Annotated in this window: 23 protein-coding genes; 14 read left to right on the top strand and 9 right to left on the bottom strand. The window is 60.6% G+C overall.

The annotated features are described in order from the left end of the window. Positions 1–15: 15 nt before the first annotated feature. The 8 genes from BM403_RS11100 (at position 16) to BM403_RS11060 (ending at position 9,443) form a co-directional block, all read left to right on the top strand. Positions 16–1,299: an L-pipecolate oxidase gene (locus BM403_RS11100; RefSeq protein WP_093542811.1), complete on the top strand. Its 1,284-nt coding sequence runs from the start codon at positions 16–18 to the stop codon at positions 1,297–1,299. A gap of 374 nt (positions 1,300–1,673) precedes the next feature. Beyond that, complete coding sequence (locus BM403_RS11095) at positions 1,674–2,807, top strand: branched-chain amino acid ABC transporter substrate-binding protein (RefSeq protein WP_012721938.1); 1,134 nt, start codon at positions 1,674–1,676, stop codon at positions 2,805–2,807. Positions 2,808–3,066: 259 nt separating this feature from the next. Further along, entirely contained in the window at positions 3,067–3,981 is a 915-nt protein-coding gene (locus tag BM403_RS11090) for an ABC transporter permease subunit (protein ID WP_012721939.1), read from the top strand. Between the two features lie 2 nt (positions 3,982–3,983). Then, positions 3,984–5,261, top strand: coding sequence for a high-affinity branched-chain amino acid ABC transporter permease LivM (livM, locus tag BM403_RS11085; protein WP_093542809.1), 1,278 nt, complete (start codon positions 3,984–3,986; stop codon positions 5,259–5,261). Further along, positions 5,258–6,133, top strand: a complete 876-nt coding sequence (locus BM403_RS11080; RefSeq protein ID WP_012721941.1) for an ABC transporter ATP-binding protein — start codon at positions 5,258–5,260, stop codon at positions 6,131–6,133. The genes livM and BM403_RS11080 overlap by 4 nt, the downstream gene beginning before the upstream one ends. After that, positions 6,130–6,846 carry an ABC transporter ATP-binding protein gene (locus BM403_RS11075; protein WP_012721942.1) on the top strand — a complete coding sequence of 239 codons (717 nt, stop codon included), beginning with the start codon at positions 6,130–6,132 and terminating at the stop codon, positions 6,844–6,846. The genes BM403_RS11080 and BM403_RS11075 overlap by 4 nt, the downstream gene beginning before the upstream one ends. A gap of 741 nt (positions 6,847–7,587) precedes the next feature. Next, entirely contained in the window at positions 7,588–8,355 is a 768-nt protein-coding gene (locus BM403_RS11065) for an SDR family oxidoreductase (RefSeq protein WP_093543078.1), read from the top strand. A 182-nt stretch (positions 8,356–8,537) separates the two neighbouring features. After that, positions 8,538–9,443 (top strand): cation diffusion facilitator family transporter, encoded by a 906-nt coding sequence (locus tag BM403_RS11060; protein ID WP_093542807.1) that lies wholly within the window; start codon positions 8,538–8,540, stop codon positions 9,441–9,443. Here BM403_RS11060 and BM403_RS11055 read toward each other — a convergent pair. From BM403_RS11055 to ureE, 5 genes are all read right to left on the bottom strand, one after another. Further along, positions 9,415–10,533, bottom strand: coding sequence for an AGE family epimerase/isomerase (locus tag BM403_RS11055; protein WP_012721945.1), 1,119 nt, complete (start codon positions 10,531–10,533; stop codon positions 9,415–9,417). The genes BM403_RS11060 and BM403_RS11055 overlap by 29 nt on opposite strands. A gap of 181 nt (positions 10,534–10,714) precedes the next feature. Then, positions 10,715–11,287 carry a HupE/UreJ family protein gene (locus BM403_RS11050; RefSeq protein ID WP_012721946.1) on the bottom strand — a complete coding sequence of 191 codons (573 nt, stop codon included), beginning with the start codon at positions 11,285–11,287 and terminating at the stop codon, positions 10,715–10,717. Between the two features lie 22 nt (positions 11,288–11,309). Beyond that, positions 11,310–11,924: an urease accessory protein UreG gene (gene ureG / locus BM403_RS11045; protein ID WP_012721947.1), complete on the bottom strand. Its 615-nt coding sequence runs from the start codon at positions 11,922–11,924 to the stop codon at positions 11,310–11,312. A gap of 12 nt (positions 11,925–11,936) precedes the next feature. Then, positions 11,937–12,611, bottom strand: a complete 675-nt coding sequence (locus BM403_RS11040; protein WP_012721948.1) for an urease accessory protein UreF — start codon at positions 12,609–12,611, stop codon at positions 11,937–11,939. Beyond that, complete coding sequence (gene ureE, locus BM403_RS11035) at positions 12,608–13,108, bottom strand: urease accessory protein UreE (protein WP_012721949.1); 501 nt, start codon at positions 13,106–13,108, stop codon at positions 12,608–12,610. Before ureE ends, BM403_RS11040 begins: the two co-directional genes overlap by 4 nt. Before the next feature lie 276 nt (positions 13,109–13,384). On the opposite strand from ureE, the gene BM403_RS11030 reads away from it, so the two are divergent. After that, on the top strand, positions 13,385–13,882 hold the full coding sequence (locus tag BM403_RS11030) for a C40 family peptidase (RefSeq protein ID WP_046033935.1): 498 nt from the start codon (positions 13,385–13,387) through the stop codon (positions 13,880–13,882). Between the two features lie 5 nt (positions 13,883–13,887). On the opposite strand, the gene BM403_RS11025 is transcribed toward BM403_RS11030, so the two are convergent. Together BM403_RS11025 and BM403_RS11020 are read right to left on the bottom strand one after the other, a co-directional pair. Next, positions 13,888–14,520 carry a TetR family transcriptional regulator gene (locus tag BM403_RS11025; protein WP_012721951.1) on the bottom strand — a complete coding sequence of 211 codons (633 nt, stop codon included), beginning with the start codon at positions 14,518–14,520 and terminating at the stop codon, positions 13,888–13,890. Positions 14,521–14,686: 166 nt separating this feature from the next. Beyond that, positions 14,687–15,139 carry a hypothetical protein gene (locus BM403_RS11020; RefSeq protein ID WP_043204703.1) on the bottom strand — a complete coding sequence of 151 codons (453 nt, stop codon included), beginning with the start codon at positions 15,137–15,139 and terminating at the stop codon, positions 14,687–14,689. 359 nt (positions 15,140–15,498) lie between these two features. Between BM403_RS11020 and BM403_RS11015 the strand changes: the two genes are divergently transcribed. After that, on the top strand, positions 15,499–17,568 hold the full coding sequence (locus BM403_RS11015) for an AsmA family protein (protein ID WP_093542805.1): 2,070 nt from the start codon (positions 15,499–15,501) through the stop codon (positions 17,566–17,568). Positions 17,569–17,701: 133 nt separating this feature from the next. Here BM403_RS11015 and BM403_RS11010 read toward each other — a convergent pair whose 3' ends face one another. Beyond that, a complete protein-coding gene (locus BM403_RS11010) occupies positions 17,702–18,232 on the bottom strand; it encodes a ferritin-like domain-containing protein (RefSeq protein WP_010213553.1) in 531 nt (176 codons plus the stop codon). A 168-nt stretch (positions 18,233–18,400) separates the two neighbouring features. Here BM403_RS11010 and BM403_RS11005 point away from each other — a divergent pair, with 168 nt between their 5' ends. Continuing rightward, positions 18,401–19,291, top strand: coding sequence for an esterase/lipase family protein (locus tag BM403_RS11005; RefSeq protein WP_046033937.1), 891 nt, complete (start codon positions 18,401–18,403; stop codon positions 19,289–19,291). A 105-nt stretch (positions 19,292–19,396) separates the two neighbouring features. Here the strand turns inward: BM403_RS11005 and BM403_RS11000 are convergent, their stop codons facing one another. Further along, on the bottom strand, positions 19,397–20,272 hold the full coding sequence (locus tag BM403_RS11000; RefSeq protein ID WP_012721955.1) for a DMT family transporter: 876 nt from the start codon (positions 20,270–20,272) through the stop codon (positions 19,397–19,399). A gap of 97 nt (positions 20,273–20,369) precedes the next feature. On the opposite strand from BM403_RS11000, the gene BM403_RS10995 reads away from it, so the two are divergent. The 3 genes from BM403_RS10995 to BM403_RS10985 all read left to right on the top strand — a co-directional run bounded on the left by BM403_RS10995 (position 20,370) and on the right by BM403_RS10985 (position 22,775). Beyond that, entirely contained in the window at positions 20,370–21,158 is a 789-nt protein-coding gene (locus tag BM403_RS10995; protein WP_093542802.1) for an AraC family transcriptional regulator, read from the top strand. A gap of 71 nt (positions 21,159–21,229) precedes the next feature. Further along, on the top strand, positions 21,230–21,532 hold the full coding sequence (locus tag BM403_RS10990; protein ID WP_010213547.1) for a PsiF family protein: 303 nt from the start codon (positions 21,230–21,232) through the stop codon (positions 21,530–21,532). A 229-nt stretch (positions 21,533–21,761) separates the two neighbouring features. Next, positions 21,762–22,775, top strand: a complete 1,014-nt coding sequence (locus tag BM403_RS10985; RefSeq protein WP_012721958.1) for an AI-2E family transporter — start codon at positions 21,762–21,764, stop codon at positions 22,773–22,775. The last annotated feature ends 19 nt before the right edge of the window (positions 22,776–22,794 follow it).

The following is a 22,794-nucleotide window of genomic DNA, read 5'->3' as shown; positions in this document are numbered from 1 at the left end:
CATCGGAGTCTGGCAATGGCACTGCGCGAAACATGTTTGTGGGAACACCTCACCCCAGGCCGGCCGGATCGCGCTGCGCTCAGCGGCGAGGTCAAGGTCGATGTGTGCGTGATTGGTGCCGGCATCACCGGCCTGTCGGCGGCCATTCATTTGTTGGAACAGGGTAAAAGCGTTGCCGTGCTGGAGGCCCATCGTACCGGCCACGGCGGTTCGGGCCGCAATGTGGGGCTGGTGAATGCGGGGATGTGGATCCCGCCGGACGAGATCGAAGCCGGTTTCGGCGAGGCGGTGGGCAGTCAGCTCAACCGGATGTTGGGCGCGGCGCCGTCGCTGGTGTTCAGCCTGATCGACAAGTACAACATTGATTGCCAATTGCGCCGCGAGGGCACCTTGCACATGGCGCACAACGCCCGTGGCGAGGCAGATTTGCGCAGCCGTGAACAACAATGGAAGCGTCGTGGCGCACCGGTGGAATTACTCACCGGCCAGGCCTGCGAGGACGCTACGGGCACGCGCAAAATCGCCGCTGCCTTGCTGGATAGACGTGCCGGCACCTTGAATCCGATGGCTTACACCAGTGGTTTGGCCAACGCGGCAGTCGACCTGGGCGGGCAGCTGTTCGACCATTCTCCCGTCACCCAACTTGAGCGCCAGGGTGCGCAGTGGTCGGTGCAAACCGCGCAAGGTTCAGTGCAGGCTGCACAGGTGGTGATTGCATCCAACGCCTACACCGAAGGCGAATGGACCGAGCTGCGGCGTAATTTCTTCCCCGGCTATTACTATCAGGTCGCGTCGGCCCCGCTGACCGACGACGCCGCCAGGCAAATCCTCCCGGGCGGCCAAGGCTCTTGGGACACACGCCAGGTCTTGAGCAGCATCCGCCGCGATGCCGATGGCCGCCTGTTGCTCGGCAGCTTGGGCAACGGCAACCAGAAACCCGCTTGGTTCCTCAAGGCGTGGGCTGATCGGGTGCAGCGGCATTACTTCCCGTACCTCAAATCGGTGCAGTGGGAGTTCACCTGGACCGGTTGTATCGCCTTCACCCCGGATCACTTGATGCGCCTGTTCGAACCCGCTCCGGGACTGTTGGCGGTCACCGGTTATAACGGGCGCGGCGTGACCACTGGCAGCGTGGTCGGCAAGGCGTTTGCCGACTATGTGTGTCACCAGAATCCCCAGGCTCTGCCGATCCCATTCACGCCGATGCAACCGTTGGCCGGCGTAGGCCTGCGTAGCTGTCTATATGAAGCTGGGTTTTCGCTGTATCACGCCGGGCAATGCCTGAGGATCGTGATCTGATCAACGAAATACCGCTCAAAAGCCTGCATTTTCTTAGCAGCCTACTAATCTGTATTGGTGCAAGTCGTAGCAATCACGCACTGTAAATGTGCAGTTCCGTTACGCATGCTGTTACAGCTGCAGGAGCTGTCGTTTATCCCTCTGGTTGCAGGTGCCACCTTCCAGGGTTGTACTTTTTGCAGTCATTGGTTGCACCTCCGTGTGCCAGGCGGTTGCACGTCCTGGCAAAAGGCGCCGAAACGCCTGCAATAACAATGACACCGTGTCTTTTTGAAGAATAAAAACCTAATGGCACGCGCTTTGCTCTGGGCTTTCAGTGAAAAGTTTGAACGCAAGTTGTCGTGCCAAAAATCAAAAATATCGGAGCACCACTCATGTCCCAGACGTTTTACAAGAAAGGTTTTCTGGCCCTCGCCGTTGCTGCGGCGCTGGGTGTTTCTACGTTTGTTCAAGCTGATGTGAAGATTGGCGTTGCGGGGCCGATGACCGGTGCCAACGCCGCTTTCGGTGAGCAGTACATGAAGGGTGCCCAGGCGGCAGCCGATGTGATCAACAAGGCCGGCGGTATCAACGGCGAGAAAATCGTGCTGGTTGCCGGCGATGATGCCTGCGAACCCAAGCAGGCCGTGGCCGTGGCCAACCGCCTGGCGGACCAGGACAAAGTGATCGGCGTGGTCGGGCACTTCTGCTCCTCTAACACCATTCCGGCGTCCGAGGTGTATGACGAAGCGGGCATCATCGCGATCACCCCAGGTTCCACCAACCCACAAGTGACCGAGCGCGGCCTGGGCGCCATGTTCCGCATGTGCGGCCGCGACGACCAGCAAGGCATTGTCGCCGGCGATTACATCGTCGACGTGCTGAAGGGCAAGAAAGTCGCGGTGATCAACGACAAGGACACCTACGGCAAAGGCCTGGCCGACGCCACTGCTGCCCAGTTGACCAAGCGCGGCGTCAAGCCGGTGCTGGAAGAAGGCCTGACCCGTGGCGAGAAAGACTTCAGCGCCCTGGTCACCAAGATCCGCTCCATTGGTGCCGACGTCGTCTACTTCGGCGGCCTGCACCCTGAAGCCGGCCCACTGGTTCGCCAGATCCGTGAAGCCGGCCTCAAAGCCGCATTCATGTCCGACGACGGCGTAGTGACCGACGAACTGGCGAAAACCGCCGGTGGCAACCAGTACGTCGATGGCGTCTACATGACCTTCGGTGCCGACCCACGCCTGTTGCCAGACAGCAAGGCGGTCGTTGATGACTTCCGTAAGGCTGGCTACGAGCCGGAAGGCTACACCCTTTACGCCTACGCCTCGGTCCAGGCCCTGGCCGCCGGCTTCAACGGTGCCAAATCCAATAAAGGCGAAGACGCCGCCAAGTGGCTCAAGGCTCACCCGGTGAAAACCGTCATGGGCGAGAAGACGTGGGATGCCAAGGGCGACCTGAAAGTCTCCGACTACGTGGTTTACCAGTGGGATAAAGACGGCAAATACCACCAGTTGGAAAAACAGAAGTAAGCAGAACGCCTGATCCCTTGTAGGAGCGGGCTTGCTGTGGCGAGGGAGCTTGCTCCCGCTGGAGTGCGTAGCACTCCCAAACCATTCAACGAGTTACACCTGGTGTATCTCGATCGCCCAGTTTGGGGCTGCTTCGCAGCCCAGCGGGAGCAAGCTCCCTCGCCACACAAGCGTGCTCCGACAGGAGCAAACCTCTGTTTTCCTCCAGAAGCGCCGCACACCCACCGGTGTGCAGGTGCTCACCGCGTGAGATTGCGTTATGGATGGTATTTTCCTGCAGCAACTGGTCAACGGCCTGACCCTCGGGTCGGTCTATGGCCTGATCGCCATCGGCTACACAATGGTCTATGGCATCATTGGCATGATCAACTTCGCCCACGGCGAGGTTTATATGATTTCCGCTTACCTCGCGGCGATCAGTCTGGCACTGCTGGCTTACTTCGGCATCGAATCCTTCCCGCTACTCATTCTTGGCACTTTGGTCTTCACTGTCGTCGTCACTGGCGTCTACGGTTGGGTCATCGAGCGTGTCGCCTACAAACCACTGCGTAATTCCACCCGCCTGGCTCCGCTGATCAGCGCCATCGGCATCTCCCTGATCCTTCAGAACTACGCGCAGATCGCCCAGGGCGCGAAACAACAAGGTATTCCCACCCTGCTGGCCGGGGCCTGGCGTGTCGATATCGGCAGCGGGTTCGTGCAGCTCACGTACACCAAGGTGTTCATCCTCGTGGCGGCGTTTGCCGGCATGGCGTTGCTCACTTACATCATCAAGTACACCAAGCTCGGCCGTATGTGCCGCGCAACCCAGCAAGACCGCAAGATGGCCTCGATCCTCGGCATCAACACCGACCGGGTGATCTCCTACGTGTTCGTCATCGGTGCCGCCATGGCGGCATTGGCCGGCGTGCTCATCACCCTCAACTACGGCACCTTCGACTTCTATGCCGGCTTCATCATCGGCATCAAGGCGTTTACTGCGGCGGTACTCGGCGGCATCGGCTCCCTGCCTGGGGCAATGCTGGGCGGGATCATCCTCGGTATCTCCGAGTCGTTGTTCTCGGGGTTGATCAACTCTGACTACAAAGACGTGTTCAGTTTCTCCCTGCTGGTGGTGATTCTGATTTTCCGTCCTCAGGGCCTGCTTGGTCGCCCACTCGTGGCGAAGGTGTAAATATGTCTGCTGCCAAACCCATCGATATCAAGAAAAGTGTGGTTGATACGGTCCTCGCCGGGCTGATTTCGTTGATCGTGTTCGGTCCGATCGTCGGCGTTGTACTCGACGGCTACGGCTTCAACCTGGAACCGGCCCGCGTGGGCCTGCTGGTGGCCATCGTCATGGTCGGCCGCTTTGCCATGAGCCTGTTCCTGCAAACCCCCAAGGGCCTGAAGATCCTGCAGGGCTTCGAGAGCAGTGGCTCTGGCGTGCACGTGCTCGCCCCGGACTACAAGTCGCGACTGCGCTGGATCATCCCGGCACTGATCGTGATCGCCATCGTGTTCCCGATCTTCGCCAACAAGTACCTGCTGACGGTGGTGATCCTCGGGCTGATCTACGTATTGCTCGGCCTGGGCCTGAACATCGTGGTGGGCCTGGCCGGCTTGCTCGACCTGGGGTACGTGGCGTTCTACGCCATCGGCGCCTACGGGCTGGCATTAGGTTATCAATACCTGGGCCTGGGCTTCTGGACGGTGCTGCCACTGGCGGCCATCGCTGCAGCGTTGGCGGGGTGCATACTCGGGTTCCCGGTGTTGCGAATGCACGGTGACTATTTGGCCATCGTGACCCTGGGCTTCGGTGAAATCATCCGCCTGGTGCTCAACAACTGGCTGTCGTTTACCGGTGGGCCAAACGGCATGCCGGTGCCGTCACCGACCTTCCTCGGCCTGGAGTTCGGCAAGCGCGCGAAGGATGGCGGGATTCCTTTCCATGAGTTCTTCGGCATCGACTACAACCCCAACATCAAATTTCTCTTCATCTACATCGTGCTGTTCCTGGTGGTGCTGGCCGTGCTGTACATCAAGCACCGCCTGACCCGCATGCCGGTCGGCCGCGCCTGGGAAGCCCTGCGCGAAGATGAGATCGCCTGCCGTTCCATGGGCCTGAACCACGTGCTGGTCAAGCTCTCGGCATTCACTATCGGTGCATCGACTGCCGGTTTGGCCGGTGTGTTCTTTGCCAGCTACCAGGGCTTCGTTAACCCGTCGTCGTTCACCTTCTTCGAATCGGCGCTGATCCTGGCCATCGTGGTGCTGGGCGGCATGGGGTCGACGGTGGGCGTGGTGATTGCGGCGTTCGTGCTGACCGTTGCGCCTGAACTGCTGCGCAGCTTCTCCGAATACCGCGTGCTGCTGTTTGGCGTGTTGATGGTGGTGATGATGATTTGGCGACCGCGCGGCTTGATCCGCATCAGCCGTACCGGTGTGACCCCACGTAAAGGAGTGGCGCCATGAGCAAGGAAGTCGTGCTCTCCGTGGAACACCTGATGATGCACTTCGGTGGCATCAAGGCCTTGAGCGATGTGAGCCTCAAGGTCGAACGCAACTCGATTTTCGCCCTGATCGGCCCTAACGGTGCCGGCAAGACCACGGTGTTCAACTGCCTCACCGGCTTCTACAAAGCCAGTGGCGGCAAGATCGAACTCAACATCCGTGGCCAGCAGACCAACGTGATCCAGCTGTTGGGCGAGCGCTTCAAGGCCATCGACTTCGTGTCACCCAAAAGCTTTTTCAGCCGCGTGTACTACAAGATGTTCGGCGGCACCCACCTGGTCAATCGTGCCGGTCTGGCGCGGACTTTCCAGAACATTCGCCTGTTCAAGGAAATGTCGGTGCTGGAAAACCTGCTGGTGGCCCAGCACATGTGGGTCAACCGCAATATGCTCGCGGGTATCCTCAACACCAAGGGCTACCGCAAGGCTGAAAGCGACGCCCTTGACCACGCCTTCTACTGGCTGGAAGTCGTCGACCTGGTGGACTGCGCCAACCGTCTGGCCGGTGAGCTCTCCTACGGCCAGCAGCGTCGCCTGGAAATCGCCCGCGCCATGTGCACCCGGCCGCAGATCATCTGCCTGGACGAACCCGCTGCGGGCCTCAACCCCCAGGAAACCGAAGCCCTCAGCGCGATGATTCGCCTGCTGCGCGACGAACACGACCTCACGGTGGTGCTGATCGAACACGACATGGGCATGGTGATGAGTATTTCCGACCACATCGTGGTGCTCGACCACGGCAACGTGATCGCCGAAGGGGGGCCGGACGCGATCCGTAACGACCCGAAAGTGATTGCTGCCTACCTGGGCGCCGACGAAGAGGAGCTGGTATGAGCGGACCTATCCTCGAAATGAAGGACCTGGACGTGTTCTACGGCCCGATCCAGGCCCTGAAAAAAGTCTCGCTGCACATCAACGAAGGCGAAACCGTCAGCCTGATCGGCTCCAACGGCGCGGGCAAATCCACGCTGCTGATGTCGATCTTCGGCCAGCCACGGGCCGAGTCGGGGCAGATCCTCTACAACGGCGTGGACATTACTCACAAGTCGTCCCACTACATCGCCTCCAACGGCATTGCGCAGTCGCCGGAAGGGCGGCGGGTGTTCCCCGACATGACCGTCGAGGAAAACCTGCTGATGGGCACCATCCCCATTGGCGACAAGTTTGCCCAGGAAGACATGCAGCGCATGTTCGAGCTGTTTCCACGGCTCAAGGAGCGGCGTAACCAGCGTGCCATGACCATGTCCGGCGGCGAACAGCAAATGCTCGCCATCGCCCGTGCGCTGATGAGCCGGCCGAAGCTGTTGCTGCTCGACGAGCCGAGCCTGGGGCTGGCGCCGATTGTGGTGAAGCAGATCTTTTCCACACTGCGTGAGCTGGCGTCCACCGGGATGACCATCTTCCTGGTGGAGCAGAACGCCAACCATGCGCTGCGCCTGTCGGACCGGGCTTATGTGATGGTCAATGGCGAGATTCGCCTGACCGGTACCGGTAAGGAATTGCTGGTGAACGAGGAAGTGCGCAACGCCTACCTCGGCGGTCACTGATCTAACTCATAATGCAGGAACCCTGTGGGAGGGGCGGTGCCCCTCCCACATTGAGCAGATCCAGATTTGTTTTTAGGGTGTCCACACGCGCTCCACCAAATTGTGGAAAACAAATCCAGCCCGCCTCCAAAGCGCGACATATAGCCGCCGCAAATCCCTGTTTTGTCACAGTTTTGACTTGTCCCCATCCACTGTGGAACCGGCTGTGGGTAACGTGGGAGTAGCTGGCTGAACGCCTTTAAAACCGTGGCTTTCAGACTTGTGGTTGTTTTTTGATCAGTGGCTTTTTTGCGACCGATCGAGGGGTTTGTCAACCTGTTTAAAGACACAGGTATGTGACCGGAAAAAGTCTGTTCATCCTGTGGATAAGTCTGTGACTAAACTCTGGAAAGACGGCCGCAGAGGCCGGAATGACTGGCCTGGAGCCATCGTCTGGAATTTCCCCCTGCCCATGGGCCTACATACGCTCCGGCCGAGGTCAAGCAAAAAACTTTCTAAAACCGCCTGTAGGCCTTGTGTATAGAGGCCTGAGGCTTTTTGCACTTGCCCCCAAAGACTGTGGGCGCAGTTGTGGATAACCTGCGCGCATATGGCTGCAAGCCACGGTTCATATGGCGTTGCTCGGGCCGATTAAAAAATGATCAGCTGGGCATGGACGGGTGTGCGTAGCGGTTGCCGCAAGCGCCGCGTAAAGGCATTCTGCTGGCTGATTTTTTTCCCGATGCCCGCAAGGAGAACACCATGTCCGACACGCTGTTTATTACTGGCGCAACCTCAGGCTTCGGCGAAGCCTGCGCCCGTCGCTTTGCCGACGCCGGCTGGAAACTGGTGCTCACTGGCCGTCGCGCCGACCGCCTGAATGCGCTGGTCGAAGAGCTTTCCAAGCAGACCGAAGTGCATGGCCTGGTCGTGGATGTGCGTGACCGCAAGGGCATGGAAGACGCCATCGCCAAACTGCCGCCCTCGTTCGCCACGTTGCGTGGGCTGATCAACAACGCCGGCCTGGCCGTGGGCACTGACCCTGCACCCAAGTGCAGCCTCGACGATTGGGAAACCATGGTCGACACCAACATCAAGGGCCTGCTGACCACCACCAGCCTGCTGCTGCCGCGCCTGATTGCGCACGGCCGTGGCGCCGGGATCATCAACCTGGGCTCCATCGCCGGCAGCTACCCGTACCCAGGCAGCCACGTGTATGGCGGCTCCAAAGCGTTCGTGAAGCAGTTCTCGCTGAACCTGCGCTGCGACCTGCAAGGTACCGGCGTGCGCGTCACCAACATCGAGCCAGGCCTGTGCGAGAGCGAGTTCTCGCTGGTGCGCTTCGGTGGCGACCAGGCACGGTATGACGCGACCTATGCGGGTGCCGAGCCGATTCAGCCGCAGGATATTGCGGACACGATCTTCTGGGTCATGAACACACCGGCACATGTGAATATCAACCGGTTGGAGCTGATGCCGGTGAGCCAGACGTGGGCTGGGTTTGCGATTGAGCGCGGAGCCAAAAGCTGAAATACCTTTCGGGGGTGAGCGGGTTGTTGTGGTGAGCGGGCTTGCCCCGCGCTGGGCTGCGCAGCGGCCCTAAAACCAGCGACATAGATCTGCCTGAAAGAAATACGGCGATCTTATGGGGCTGCTTTGCAGCCCAGCGCGGGGCAAGCACGCTCACCACAAAGGTTTTGACAGGAGGAAATGTGAGTAACCGAGGTGAGCAGGCACTGCTCAAACAATCGACCATCCTGATGTTCGCCGTGGCGATCGCCGGGATTGTCACGGGTGTGGTATCCGGCGCCCAATCGATTCTGTTCGACGGCTTTTTCTCGCTGATCGCCACCGCCATCAAGGTGTTGATGCTGATCACAGCCAAGCTGATCGCCAAGAAAAGCAACGAGCGCTTCCAGTTCGGCTATTGGCACCTGGAGCCGATGGTGCTGCTGATCGAAGGCAGTTTCCTGCTACTGATCGCCATCTATGCATTTCTCAACGGTGTGTTCGGCATTATCAATGGCGGACGCGAGATCGAGTTGGGGCTGGTGATCATTTATGCGGCGGTGTTTACCGTCGTCGAGTTTGCCTACTTCTTTTACGTGCGCTACCGCAATCGCACGCTGAAATCATCGCTGATCCAGTTCGACAACATCAGTTGGCTGGTGGACGCGATGCTGTCGGTGGGTTTGCTGATCAGCTTCCTGGCGGCGCTGTTGCTCAAGTCCCAGGGCTATGGCGAGTGGGCGGTGTATGTCGACCCGTTGATCCTGATCCTGCTGGCCCTGAGCATGCTGGCGCCGGCGTTCAAGATCCTGCGCCCGGCATTGCGCGAGGTGCTGGGGATCGCCCCGGACCAGTTGGATGACAAAGTGCGTGAAGTGATGGAGGCGGCGCAGGCCAAGCATGGTTTCGACGACTACGTGTCCTACGTGCAAAAGCACGGGCGGGCGCGGTTTATCGAAATTCATGTGGTGTTGCCGGCGGATTACCCGGTGGATAACGTCGCGACCCTGGACGAGCTGCGCGAAAAAATATCCACAGGGCTTGGCACGCCGGATGCGGCGCGCTGGCTGACGATCAGCTTTACCGGGGATCGCAAATGGATTGCTTAAGGCCCTGGTAACAGGTTGCCAAGTGATACGGCGTGGTGGAAGGCATATCCCACCGGCTTACCGCTCCCTGGGCATCCAGGCATTCATGCCAGCCTTTGGCGTGCAGGAAACGTTGTTGCAGCGCCAGCAATTGGCGTTGCAGCACCGCTTCGCTGTTCGGCCGCAAGGTCAGTGCCCGCAGGTACTCGGCCTGGGCCCAGATGCGTTGGGTGCCGTCGCGCATCGTGCCGTCCAGTGCCAGCATGCCGCTGACCGCACCGCTGGTGTTATCCACACCCTTAAGCTCTGCGTAGGCGAAGGCCCGTGTCAGCGAAGCATGCAGCGGCGTACCGCGCAGTACCGCCGAAGACTCCAGCAAGAAGAACCACTCGAACTGGTGCCCCGGCTCGAACCAGTTATCCACCGCGCCCAGCGGTTTTTCCATCATCACGCCGTGCTGGCGGTCGATGAAGCGCTGCTGCATGGCCGTCGCCAACGCCAACAGGGCTGCCTGCACCTGGGGGTCTTCACGCACGGCGAGGGTGGCGAGGAAGCCTTCGGCCAAATGCATCAAGGGATTCTGCAACGGGCCGGAATTGAGGGACGACCAATTGCGTTCCAGCACGGCTTCGTAAAGACCGTCGCCGGTGGAAAACCGCTCGGCGACGACTTCCAAGGCAGCATTGAGCACCGACTCCACCAGCGGTTCGCGCACCTTGGCCCAGTAGTGGGCACAGGCAAAGATGATGAACGCGTGGGTGTAGAGGTCTTTGCGCTTGTCCAGCGGCTGGCCGGCCGGGTCGATGCTGTAGAACCAGCCGCCGTGCTCGGCGTCGTGGAAGTGCCGTTGCAGAGAGCGGAACAACGCCGCGGCGCGTTCTTCGGCAAACGCCGCATCGGGCTCGCCGATCAGGCTGGCGAACAGGTACAACTGCCGGGCGCAGGCCATGGCGCGGTAGCGTTGTGGGGGCAGTGGCTGGTGATCGGCGTCCAGCGCCTCATAGGGCAATGCCAAGTCGGCATTCCAGCCGGGGCCTTGCCAGAGCGGCACGATCAGGCGGTGGAAGTGCGTTAGCAGGGTGTTCAAGGAGGGTTGGAAAGCGCTGGGCATTGGCTGGCGTCGTCACGGCAGGGGTGTAGGCGCGCATGGTAGCAGGCTTGGGTTCGGTGGTGTCTGGTCTACCGCTATCGGAGGCAAGCCCCCTCCCACATCTGGACCGTATTTCAAGGATGTACTCGGTCAACTGTGGGAGCGGGCTTGCTCGCGAAGGAGCCTTCAGCAGCGCTGCAAATCAGCCAGCGAGCAACCAAACCCCAGTCGCCGCCGAAGCCGCCCCGGCAATCCGCACCAACGGCGCCGCTGCCGCCGGCAGAAAGCGCACCACCGCATAACCGGCCGCGTGCAGCACTGCCGTTGCACCGACAAACCCGGCTGCATACGCCCAAGGGCTGGACATGTCCGGCAGCTCCAAACCATGCGCCACGCCGTGGAACAACGCGAACAAGGCCGTCGCACCCACCGCCATAAACAGCGGCGGACGCACCGCCAGCGCTACCGCCAGGCCCAGGGCCAGCACCGACGCCGCAATCCCGCTTTCCAGCGCCGGCAACGCCAAGCCTTCAAAACCCAGCACGCCGCCGATCAGCATGGTGCCGACAAAGGTGCACGGCAGTGCCCAGCGCGCCGCGCCTTTTTGTTGGGCGGCCCACAAGCCGACCGCCACCATGGCCAGCAAGTGGTCGATACCGCTCAGGGGATGGCTGATACCGGCCACCAGGCCGTTGTCGCCGTGGCCCGGGTGAGCAAAGGCCAGGGCGGGGGCCAGCAGCAGGGCGGCCGCTGCGAGGAGTTTTTTGAGGCTCATGGACAGGTTCCTTATGGGTTGATCAGGCGGCGGTCAGCAGGCCTTGGCGTTCGATGAAGGCGACGATCTCCTCCAGGCCGACACCGGTTTTCTGGTTGCTGAACACAAAGGGTTTACCGTTGCGCATGCGCTGGGTATCGCTGTTCATCAGCTCCAGCGACGCGCCGACCAGCGGTGCCAGGTCGATCTTATTGATCACCAACAGGTCGGATTTGCAGATGCCGGGCCCGCCCTTGCGTGGCAGCTTGTCGCCGGCAGACACATCGATCACGTAGATGGTCAGGTCGGACAGCTCCGGGCTGAAGGTGGCCGAGAGGTTGTCACCGCCGGACTCCACCAGGATCAGGTCCAGGCCGGGGAAGCGACGGTTGAGTTGGTCGACCGCCTCCAGGTTGATCGAGGCGTCTTCACGAATCGCGGTGTGCGGGCAGCCGCCGGTCTCCACGCCGATGATGCGCTCCGGTGCCAGGGCCTGGTTGCGTACCAGGAAGTCGGCGTCTTCGCGGGTATAGATGTCGTTGGTGACCACGGCCAGGTTGTAGCGATCGCGCAGTGCGAGGCACAGGGCCAGGGTCAGGGCGGTCTTGCCGGAGCCTACCGGGCCGCCGATGCCGACGCGCAAAGGTTGTGTGTTCATGAGTGTGTTCTCCTAGGAACGGAACAGGCGGCTGTACTGGCGCTCGTGGGCCATGCACGCCAGGGACAGGCCAAAGGCGGCGCTGCCGAGAGGGTTGGGGTCGATGCGGCTGGCGTCCTGCTGGGCTTGTTGCAACAGCGGCAGCAATTCGCTGGTCAGGCGTTGGGCGGCTTGCTGGCCCAACGGCAGGGTTTTCATCAGCACGGCCAATTGGTTTTCCAGCCAGCTCCACAGCCAGGCGGCGAGTGCGTCGGCGGGGCTGATGCGCCAGGCACGGGCGGCGAGGGCCCAGCCCAAGGCCAGGTGCGGCTCGGTGTGTTGTTCGAGAAAACGTCGCGCGGCGTCGTCCAGTTCCGGCAGGCCATTGAGCAGTTGTTGCAGCGAGTAGCCCATCTGCCGGCTCTCCTGATACAGCTCGCGGGTCTCGCGGCTGGCGCGGTGTTCTTCACACAGCTGCGCCAGGCGTGGCCAATCCGCTTCCAGCGCGGCTTGGCAATGGGCGAGCAGCAGCGGGGCTTCGAAGCGCGCGAGGTTGAGCAGCAACTGGTCGCTGATCCAGCGTCGCGCACTGGCCGCGTCAGCGACACGGCCGTTCTCCACCGCCATTTCCAGGCCCTGGGAATAGCTGTAGCCGCCAATCGGCAATTGCGGACTGGCCAGACGCAGCAGCGCCCAGGCTGGGTTCATAGACGTACGCCGAACTGGTGCAGCTTGGGGGGGTAGTTGAAATCTTCGTCGCCATGGCGCGAATGATGATGGCCGCCGCCATAGGCGCCATGCTCCGGCTGGAACGGCGCCTCGATGGTTTCAGTCTGCGCACCCAACTGTTCGAGCATGGCCTTGAGCACATAGTCATCAAGCAGGCGCAACCAGCCGTCTCCCACTTGCAACGCCACGTGGCGATTGCCCAGGTGATACGCCGCACGGGTGAGTTCAAACGCATTGCTGCAGGTCACGTGCAGCAGTTGTTCAGGCCGAGCACACACACGTACGACGCGTCCGTCTTCAGCCTGTAGGAATTCGCCATCGTGCAGCGGTGGCTGGCCACGCTCCAGGAAAAGGCCGACGTCTTCACCGTCGGCACTGAAACAGCGCAGGCGGCTTTTGCTGCGTGCTTCGAAATTCAGCAGCAGCTCGGCGGCCCAGAGGGCTTGAGGGGCGATTCTGCGGTGGATCACCAGCATCGGGAAGCTTCCAGCTATGAGCGATGAAACACCTAGAGCAATCGGCTTGCCAATCTCAAGGGGAAGTAGGAATTGCCTGTAGGCAGTACGTTGACGCCACTAAATAGGGCGAGAGGAGATTCTTTGAGTGCGCCAAATTGGTGCGAATTATTGATGGTTGCACGCGCGATGGGCATTTTCGGATTTTCCCTACAGGGTATGCGGAATCGGCGTCCATCAGCTTACCTGCGAGAACATTAGGCTGTGCGCCGTGTTTAATTCACTGCGACGTCCATCATGTTCAAGTCATTTTGTTGCCTGGTTATCGTGGGTTTGTCTTTCACTCTTTCATCGGCTTCCGCCAATCTGACCTCCCATCCCTCGTTCACGGCTTCACTGAAGCAAGCGTCTATCGATGATGTGGTTGACCGCGCCCATGAACTGCTGGGTACGCCTTACAAGTGGGGCGGCACCTCGGCGGATCAGGGCTTCGATTGCAGCAGTTTCCTGGTCTATCTGTTCAAGACCCAAGCCAATATCCAACTACCGCGCACCACGACGGCCATGCAGCGGTCGACTGCCGCCACCATCAAACGCAACGCACTGGAGCCCGGCGATGCGGTATTTTTCAAGGGGAATGGGCGCGGCCAGGTCGGCCACGTGGGCCTTTATGTAGGCGAGGGCAAATTTATCCATTCGCCACGCACAGGCAAGAACGTCCGTATCGATTCCTTGAGCAACACCTACTGGAACAAAAACTACACCACCGCCAAGCGTTTTCACTCGTCGGGGTGAACGCCTTATTCAGTGCTGCCCAGCCCTTGCCAGTGCTTCAAGCCAATAAAGATGAAGCGCAATTGCTGGGTGATTTTCGCCTGGGGCGTGAGGTGGTCCGGCAGCGCCTGGGCGGGTGGGTCGATGATGTCGGGGAGGGTGGCGAACACGCTCTTGACGATCAAGTCGGCCATCACGTGCAGGCCTTCTGGATCCAGATGCTGCAGTTTGGGCATCAGCGTCAGGTCGGCAGCCAAATCACGGGTGATGTCTTCGCGCAATGCACCAATCGCTTGGCGCACGGCCAGGCAGCCACCGTATTGCTCGCGGGCCAGGAACAGGAATTGCGAACGGTTGGCCGAGACCACATCGAGAAAGATCCGCACGGAGGCATCGATAATGCCGCCCATCACGAATTCGTTGTGGCGCACCAGGCGGATCGTGGCGCGGAAGGTTTGGCCCACTTCACTCACCAGCACGAGTCCAAGTTGGTCCATGTCGGCAAAATGACGATAAAAACCGGTGGGCACGATGCCGGCCGTCTTCGCCACTTCGCGCAGGCTCAGGCTGCCAAACCCACGGCCGCACTCCATCAGATGGCGGGCTGCGTCCATCAGGGCGAGGCGGGTCTGTTGCTTCTGTTCGGCGCGGGGCAGCATGGGCGGGCGGGCTTTGTCGGCAAGTACAGCGACGCACTCTAGCAAAACAGCTTCGCTGGCGTCGAACTTGGCGGGGAGGGCGGGCGTGTCAGGGTCTACAAGCAGGGCCTACAAAATGTCAAAAGCCCGATCGACTGATCGGGCTTTTTTCTGGGCCACCACGGGGTTAGCTCTGTGCTTGATGCAGTTCTTGCAGACGGTCTGCACCGCCTTCGGCAACACCTTCGGTGTAGGCGCGTTCGTTGGCTTGTTCAGCGCCGCCTTCAACCAAACCTTTCTGTTCCAGGCGATCACGACCGCCTTCGGCAACAGCGTTACGTTCCTGCAGGCGGTCAGCACCGCCTTCAACCAAGCCTTTTTGTTCGAGGCGGTTGCGACCATTTTCGGTCAGGCCTTCGGTGTAAGCGCGTTTGTTGGCGTGTTCCGAACCGTTTTCAGCAACAGCGCCTTTGGCGTAGTCACGGTTCTCGTCTTCTTGCGAACCGCTGCGGGCCAACGTCTGGTTGAAGTGAACGGCGTCGGCTTTGACTTGTGGAGTGACCTGTTCGGCAGCTGGCAGGGCAAAGGCGCTGGAAGCCAGGATGGATAACAGGACGGTAGCGAGTACTTGGCGTTTCATGATGGGTTGCTCCTTGGGAGGGCGATAAAGTGGGTACAGGGCTAATGCTACTCTCGATAAGTCGATATAAAAGTTCATAAACACAATGGTAATAATCAACGGAATTGATTGTTCTTGGCGGGGGCTCTAGAACGGGCCTCTCAAGCACGCGGTTTTGCACCGGTGTGGGTATTTTCGACACGCGCATGGGTAACAATGGTGCGCCTTCGTAGGGGGAATCTGTCGAGCTGGTCAGAAATTGAGGTTTTTCCCGGCAAATCCAGGATTGGGTTAAACCCCCGTAGGGTTTGCCAGTCGTAGTTCTATAAGCTGTCCTTAAAGGCTGTCACCCAGCCAGTCGTATTCAGGAGTTATGTGCAATGACGCGCACTCGTAAAATCGTCGCTTGGAGCTGCGCCAGCTTCGTACTGTTAATCGCCGTGGTGGTATTGGTCCTGGTGTTCTTTGACTGGAACCGCATCAAGCCGCCACTCAATGCCAAGGTTTCCGAGGAGCTGCATCGACCGTTTGCCATCAACGGCAACCTGGCGGTGGTATGGGCGCGTGAGCCCGATGAGGGCGGTTGGCGCGCCTGGGTACCGTGGCCTCACGTGATTGCCGAGGACCTGACCCTGGGCAACCCCGACTGGTCGAAAAAAACCCATATGGTCACCCTCAAAAAGGTTGAACTGCGTATCTCGCCCCTGGCGTTGCTGGTGCAGCGCGTGGTGATCCCGCGCATCGACCTCACTGAGCCGGACGCGCAGCTGCAGCGCCTGGCCGACGGGCGCGCCAACTGGACCTTCAAGTTCGACCCCAAGGACCCTGACGCCGAACCTTCCAACTGGGTGGTGGACATCGGTGCCATCGGCTTCGACAAGGGCCACGTGACCCTCGACGACCAAACCCTCAAGACCCAGCTCGATGTGATCATCGATCCGCTGGGCAAGCCCATTCCCTTCGGCGAAATTGTCGGCGATGCCGATGCCAAGAAGGCGTTGGAGAAAGGTTCCGCGCCCCAGGACTACGCATTCGCCCTCAAGGTCAAAGGCCAGTATCACGGCCAGAAACTCGACGGCAGCGGCAAGATCGGCGGCCTGCTGGCCCTGCAGGACGCGGCCAAGCCGTTCCCGTTGCAGGCCCAAGTCAAGATTGCCGACACCAGCATCGCCCTGGCCGGCACCCTCACTGACCCGCTCAACCTGGGTGCCCTCGACCTGCGCCTGAAGCTCGCCGGTTCCAGCCTGGGCAACCTCTACCCGCTGACCGGCGTTACCCTGCCGGACTCACCGGCCTATTCCACCGACGGTCACCTGATCGCCAAGCTGCACGAAGCCAACGGCGCCTCGTTCCGCTATGACAACTTCAACGGCAAGATCGGCAACAGCGATATCCATGGTGACCTTGCCTACGTCGCCAGCCAGCCGCGGCCTAAGCTCAGCGGTGCGCTGGTGTCCAACCAATTGCTGATGACCGACCTCGCCCCTCTGATCGGTGCCGACTCCAATGCCAAGCAAAAAGCCCGTGGCGCTGACAGCAAGCAACCCGCGAACAAAGTGCTGCCGGTGGAAGAGTTCCGCACCGAGCGCTGGCGTGTCATGGATGCCGATGTGGAATTTACCGGCAAGCGCATCGTGCACAGTGCCGATCTGCCCTTCACCGACCTCTACACTCACTTGGTGCTCAATGACGGCGAACTGAGCCTCGAACCCCTGCGTTTCGGCGTGGCCGGCGGCAAGTTGGACGCACAAATCCGTTTGAACGGTCGCACGACCCCGATGGAAGGCCGCGCCAAACTCACCGCGCGCAACTTCAAGCTCAAGCAGTTGTTCCCGACGTTCGAACCGATGAAAACCAGCTTTGGTGAACTGAACGGCGATGCCGATATTTCCGGTCGCGGTAATTCCGTGGCAGCGCTGCTGGGCACATCCAACGGTGACCTGAAGATGCTGATCAACGACGGCGCAATCAGCCGTGGCCTGATGGAAATCGCCGGGCTCAATGTGGGCAACTACGTGGTAGGTCGCTTGTTTGGCGACAAGGAAGTGAAGATCAACTGCGCGGCAGCGGACTTCGGGATCAAGACCGGCCTGGCGACGACGCGGTTGTTTGTGTTCGATACGGAGAACGCCATCATCTACATCGATGGCACGGCGAACATGGCCACGGAGCAGTTGGACTTGACCGTCACCCCGGAATCTAAAGGCTTCCGCCTGTTCTCCCTGCGTTCACCGTTGTACGTGAACGGACCGTTTATCAAGCCGAATGCTGGTGTGAAAGCCATCCCCCTGGCGCTGCGTGGCGCAGGCATGGTGGCGCTGGGTGTCATCGCTGGTCCGGCCGCCGGGCTGCTGGCACTGGTTGCCCCAAGCGGTGGTGAGCCCAATGAGTGCGCACCGTTGCTGCAACAGATGAAGGAAGGCAAGGCGCCCAAGACCGTGAAAGGCTAACGGGTCATACACAGTTAACAAATGTGGGAGGGGGCTTGCTCCCGATGGCGGTATATCAGTCGATATCTCAATTGACTGATCCACCGCTATCGGGAGCAAGCCCCCTCCCACATAGGTATTGCGTGTCGCTGGGTTACAGGCTTTCGAGAATATCCGCCATGTCATCGGCGTGCTCTTCTTCCTGAGCCAGAATCTCTTCAAACAGACGGCGCGTGGTTGGGTCTTTATCGCCGATGTACTGGATGATTTCGCGATAGCTGTCCACGGCGATACGCTCAGCGACCAGATCTTCGTAGACCATTTCCTTCAGGTCTTTGCCTGCGACGTACTGCGCGTGGGAGTTCTTCGACAACAGGTCCGGGTTGAACTCCGGTTCACCGCCCAGCTGCACGATGCGCTCGGCGAGTTTGTCGGCGTGTTCGGCTTCCTGAGTCGCGTGCTCGAGGAATTCCTGCGCGGCCACCGCGGCCTTGATGCCACTGGCCATGAAGTAATGACGCTTGTAGCGCAATACGCAGACCAGCTCAGTGGCCAGCGAGGCGTTCAGCAGGCGAATGATCTCTTCGCGGTCGGCGTCGTAACCCTCGGTCACGGCACCGTTTTCGACGTTCTGGCGGGCGCGGCTGCGCAGGGTCGCAACGTCAGTCAAGTTTGCTTCAGTCATCTCAATCTCCTGGGGCTAATCCGGGTTTACGCCACGCTCTGTCGGCGTGATCGCTTCCAGTTGTGAGTGGTGGGCTGCGCAAAAAGTTTTATCGGATTTATGTCACAACCTCGTCGCGGGACTCGGCTAGCCTATTGGCATCCCTTCCTGATCACGGACGTTCGGCCCATGCCGCAGTCATTAGCCACGCGTTACCCCCTGGTGTTGGTGCCCGGCATGCTCGGATTCGTGCGCCTGGGGTGGTTCCCCTACTGGTACGGCATCGTCCCGGCACTGCGTGCGGGTGGGGCGCAGGTGTTTCCCGTACAAGTGGCGCCGCTGGATTCCAGCGAGGTGCGCGGCGAGCAATTGCTGGTGCAGATAGAGCGCCTTCGCCGTGAAACCGGGGCCGACAAGGTCAACCTGATCGGCCATAGCCAAGGCGCACTCACTGCCCGATACGCGGCGGCCAAGCGCCCGGAGTGGGTGGCGTCGGTGACCTCGGTGGCCGGGCCCAACCATGGGTCGGAACTGGCAGACCATATCCACACCCATTACCCCGTTGACGGCGCCAAAGGTCGGATCATGAGCGCGCTGTTTCACCTGGCCGCCTGGGTGATGGGCGTGTTGGAAACCGGGTACCGCGGGCCACGCTTCAAGGCGGATTTGCAGGCGTCCCATCACTCCCTGACCAGCGCCGGCGTGGCGCTGTTCAATCAAAACTATCCACAGGGGTTGCCGCAGACATGGGGCGGGCAGGGCGCCGAGGAGGTCAACGGCGTGCGCTATTACTCGTGGTCCGGCACCTTGCAACCGGGCATCACCGACCGTGGCCGCAACCTCTTCGACGGCACGAATCGCAGCTGCCGTGTGTTCGCCCGCAGCTTCGTGCGCGAAAAGGGCCAGTGCGACGGCATGGTCGGGCGCTACAGCTCACACCTGGGCTTGGTGATCGGTGATGACTACCCCTTGGACCACTTTGATATCGTCAACCAGTCGCTGGGGCTGGTGGGCAAGGGGGCGGAGCCGATCCGTCTATTTGTCGAGCATGCGCAAAGGCTCAAGGCTGCTGGAGTCTAGTCGGGAGACCGCGTTTTCGTTCTTCGCGAGCAAGCCCGCCCCATATTCGACCGAGTTCCACCTTTGGAATGTGGCCGAATATGGCTTGCCTGCGATAGCGATGGTTCAGGCAGCACTGACCGGCGTGGTCCAGCGTTCCGACAAGATCACCCCGCCCAAGGTCAGCAGACCGCCCACCAAGTGATACAGCGCCAGTTCTTCCTTCAACACCACGGCGGCAATCAACGCGGTGATCAGCGGCAGCAGGTTGAAAAACAACGTCGTGCGGCTCGGGCCCAAGGTCTTCACCGAATGCATCCACGCCAGCGGCGCCAACATCGAAGCCAGCAGGCATGCATATAGCACCAGCGGAATGTTCGCCCAGCCAAGACCGGCTTTGGCCGAGAACAGGAACAGCGGAAACAGCACCACCACCGCCACCAGTACCTGTAGATACAGCAACACCAGCGGTGGCAGGCGCAGTTGCCATTTCTTCAGCAGGGTGCTGTAGACCGCATACGCCAGGGTCGCGACCAGCATCATGCCGTCGCCCAGGTTGACCCCATGCTCCAGCAGTGCGCCGAGGCTGCCGGCCGACACCACCACGACCACGCCGGCGAATGACAGCACCGCGCCGGTCAGCGCGCCGTAGGTCAGGCGCTGGCCGAGGCTGATGATGGCCGCCGTCAGCGCCATCAACGGCATCAGCGACAGGATAATGCCCATGTTGGTGGCACTGGTCAGCGACGCGGCGTAGTACGCCAGGCTTTGATACACCGCCATGCCGAGTACGCCGAGGATGAACACTTTGCCCAGGTTCGGGCGGATCAGCGCCCAATTGGCGATCACCGGCTTGACCATGAATGGCGTAAACAGCAGCGCCGCCAGCAGCCAGCGATAAAAGCCGATTTCCGCCGGGAAGATCGAGCCCACAGCCAGTTTGTTGACGACGGTGTTGCCGGCCCAGATAAAAATGGCCAGCAAGGGATAAGCGTATTGCATCGAAAGGAGCCCGGTGTGTAGATGAGGCAGGATTATCCATTGTCTGGATCGAAGCTTATACTGCGATCCAGACAAACGACCTTTGTATCCAGACAATATGGCCAAGCACAACGTACGCCTTGCGGATTTCCCTCGGTTGCCGAGCCCGGTGTACTTCCGCTACTCGGACTTCGCACCGGATACCGAATGCACCCCACACCAGCATTTCTGGGGCTCGCTGGATTACTCCGCGAGGGGGGTGATGCGCATGAAAGTGGCCGGCAGCCGCTTCATGTCACCGCCGCAGTACGCCGTGTGGGTGCCGCCGCACACCGAGCACAGCTCCTACAACGCCGAAGCGATCGTCTATCACTCGGTGGGGTTGGCGCCGGAACTCTGCGAGCAACTGCCGCAGCAGCCATGCACCCTGGCCATCAGCGATATTCTCAAGGCCATCCTCAGCGACTTCGCCCTGCGTGACGTGAATATCCCGCACACTGACGCTGACATCCGCCTGGCCCAAGTGCTGGTGGACCAGCTCAAGCAAGCGCCAATCCATGAGTGCTTCCTGCCCTACGCCCGTCACCCCGGCCTGCTCGGTGTGTTGGAAGGCATGCAGGCCGACCCCGGCGACAACCGCCCGTTGGCGCACTGGGCCGAACAGGTGCACGTGAGCGAACGCACCCTGGCGCGCCAGTTTGTGCGGGAACTGGGCATGAGCTTTGGCGAGTGGCGCCAACGCCTGCGCTACCTGGCGGCCATCGAGGCCCTCGACAGCGACCGCAGCGTGCAACAGGTGGGGTTCGACTTGGGCTACAGCACCGCGTCGGCGTTTATTGCCATGTTCCAGCGCCAGGCCGGCTGCACCCCTGAGCAGTACCGTCGGACGCATATCCGCGGCCGATGAAGATGTAACAAGCTTTGGCTACACTGCTGGGTAGGCCGTGCCCTCCGGCACGGTAACAGGGAGAAAACTCCATGAAGATGCTGCGAATTCCGCTGTTGATGATGGGCCTGCTGCTGTGTTCCCAGGGTTTTGCCGCCACCGCCCAGCAAAACAAAATGACCACCTGCAACGCCGAAGCCACCACCAAGACGCTCAAGGGCGACGAGCGCAAGGCGTTCATGAAGACCTGCCTGTCGGCCCCGGCGGCCAATGACGCCAAGACCCTGACACCGCAGCAGCAGAAGATGAAGGATTGCAATGCGTCGGCGAAAACCAAAGCGCTGACCGGTGATGCGCGTAAAACCTTTATGAGCACCTGCCTGAAAGGTAGCTGATTACGCCCATCTACTGTGGGAGCGGTTTTTTTGTGGTGAGCGGGCTTGTCCCGCGCTGGGCTGCGGAGCAGCCCTATTTGAATGTGTGGTGATGCCGTCGAGGGGCAAGCCCCACTCACCACAGCAAGCCAGCTCCCACACTTGATCGCATTCACGACCTACCCACTCGCTTGATTCACTCAAGGCTGGCAGACTGCCCATCCTTTAACGCCGCTCGTTTTGAGGCTGTATGCCAACGTTTTCTCAGCGTCATGTGTTGTTGCTGGCCAGCTACATCATCATTTTCGGCGGGTTGCTGCTGGTGCTGCCGCTCAAATTGCTGCCCAGCCTGCTGGCCGGTTTGTTGGTCTATGAACTGGTCAACATGCTCACCCCCCAACTGCAACGGTTGATCGAAGGCCGGCGCGCGCGCTGGCTGGCGGTGGCTTTGCTTGGCACCTTGATTGTCAGCGTGCTGGCCCTGATCTTTGCCGGCGCCATCAGCTTCCTGCTCCACGAAGCGGAAAACCCTGGGGCGTCCCTCGACAAATTCATGGGCGTGGTCGACCGTGCGCGCGGCCAATTGCCGCCGTTCCTCGACGCCTACCTGCCCGCCAGTGCCGCCGAGTTCCGCGTGGCCATCGGCGATTGGCTGAGCAAGCACCTGAGTGAACTGCAACTGGTCGGCAAAGACGCCGCCCACATGTTCGTTACACTGCTGATCGGCATGGTGCTCGGCGCCATCATCGCCTTGCAACGCGTGCCCGACCTGACCAAACGCAAACCCCTGGCCGCCGCGCTGTTCGACCGCCTGCACCTGCTGGTCCAGGCGTTTCGCAACATTGTTTTCGCCCAGATCAAGATCGCCGCGCTCAACACCGCCTTCACCGCCATATTCCTGGCCGTGGTGCTGCCGTTGTGCGGGATCCACCTGCCGCTGACCAAGACCCTGATCGTACTGACCTTCCTGCTCGGCCTGCTGCCGGTCATCGGCAACCTGATGTCCAACACCCTGATCACCATCGTCGCGCTGTCGCTGTCGATCTGGGTGGCGGTGGCGGCGCTGGGGTATTTGATCGTGATCCACAAGGTCGAGTATTTCCTCAACGCGCGGATCGTGGGCGGGCAGATCAGTGCCAAATCGTGGGAGTTGCTGTTGGCGATGCTGGTGTTTGAAGCCGCATTCGGCCTGCCGGGCGTTGTGGCTGGGCCGATTTATTATGCGTATTTGAAGAGTGAGCTGAAGCTGGGCGGAATGGTTTAAGGCATGTTTGCCTGGGCGG

Origin of the sequence: Pseudomonas sp. OV546 (assembly GCF_900116845.1) — a bacterium.
Taxonomy (GTDB): domain Bacteria; phylum Pseudomonadota; class Gammaproteobacteria; order Pseudomonadales; family Pseudomonadaceae; genus Aquipseudomonas; species Aquipseudomonas petroselini.
This window is presented reverse-complemented; position numbering and strand designations above follow the sequence as displayed.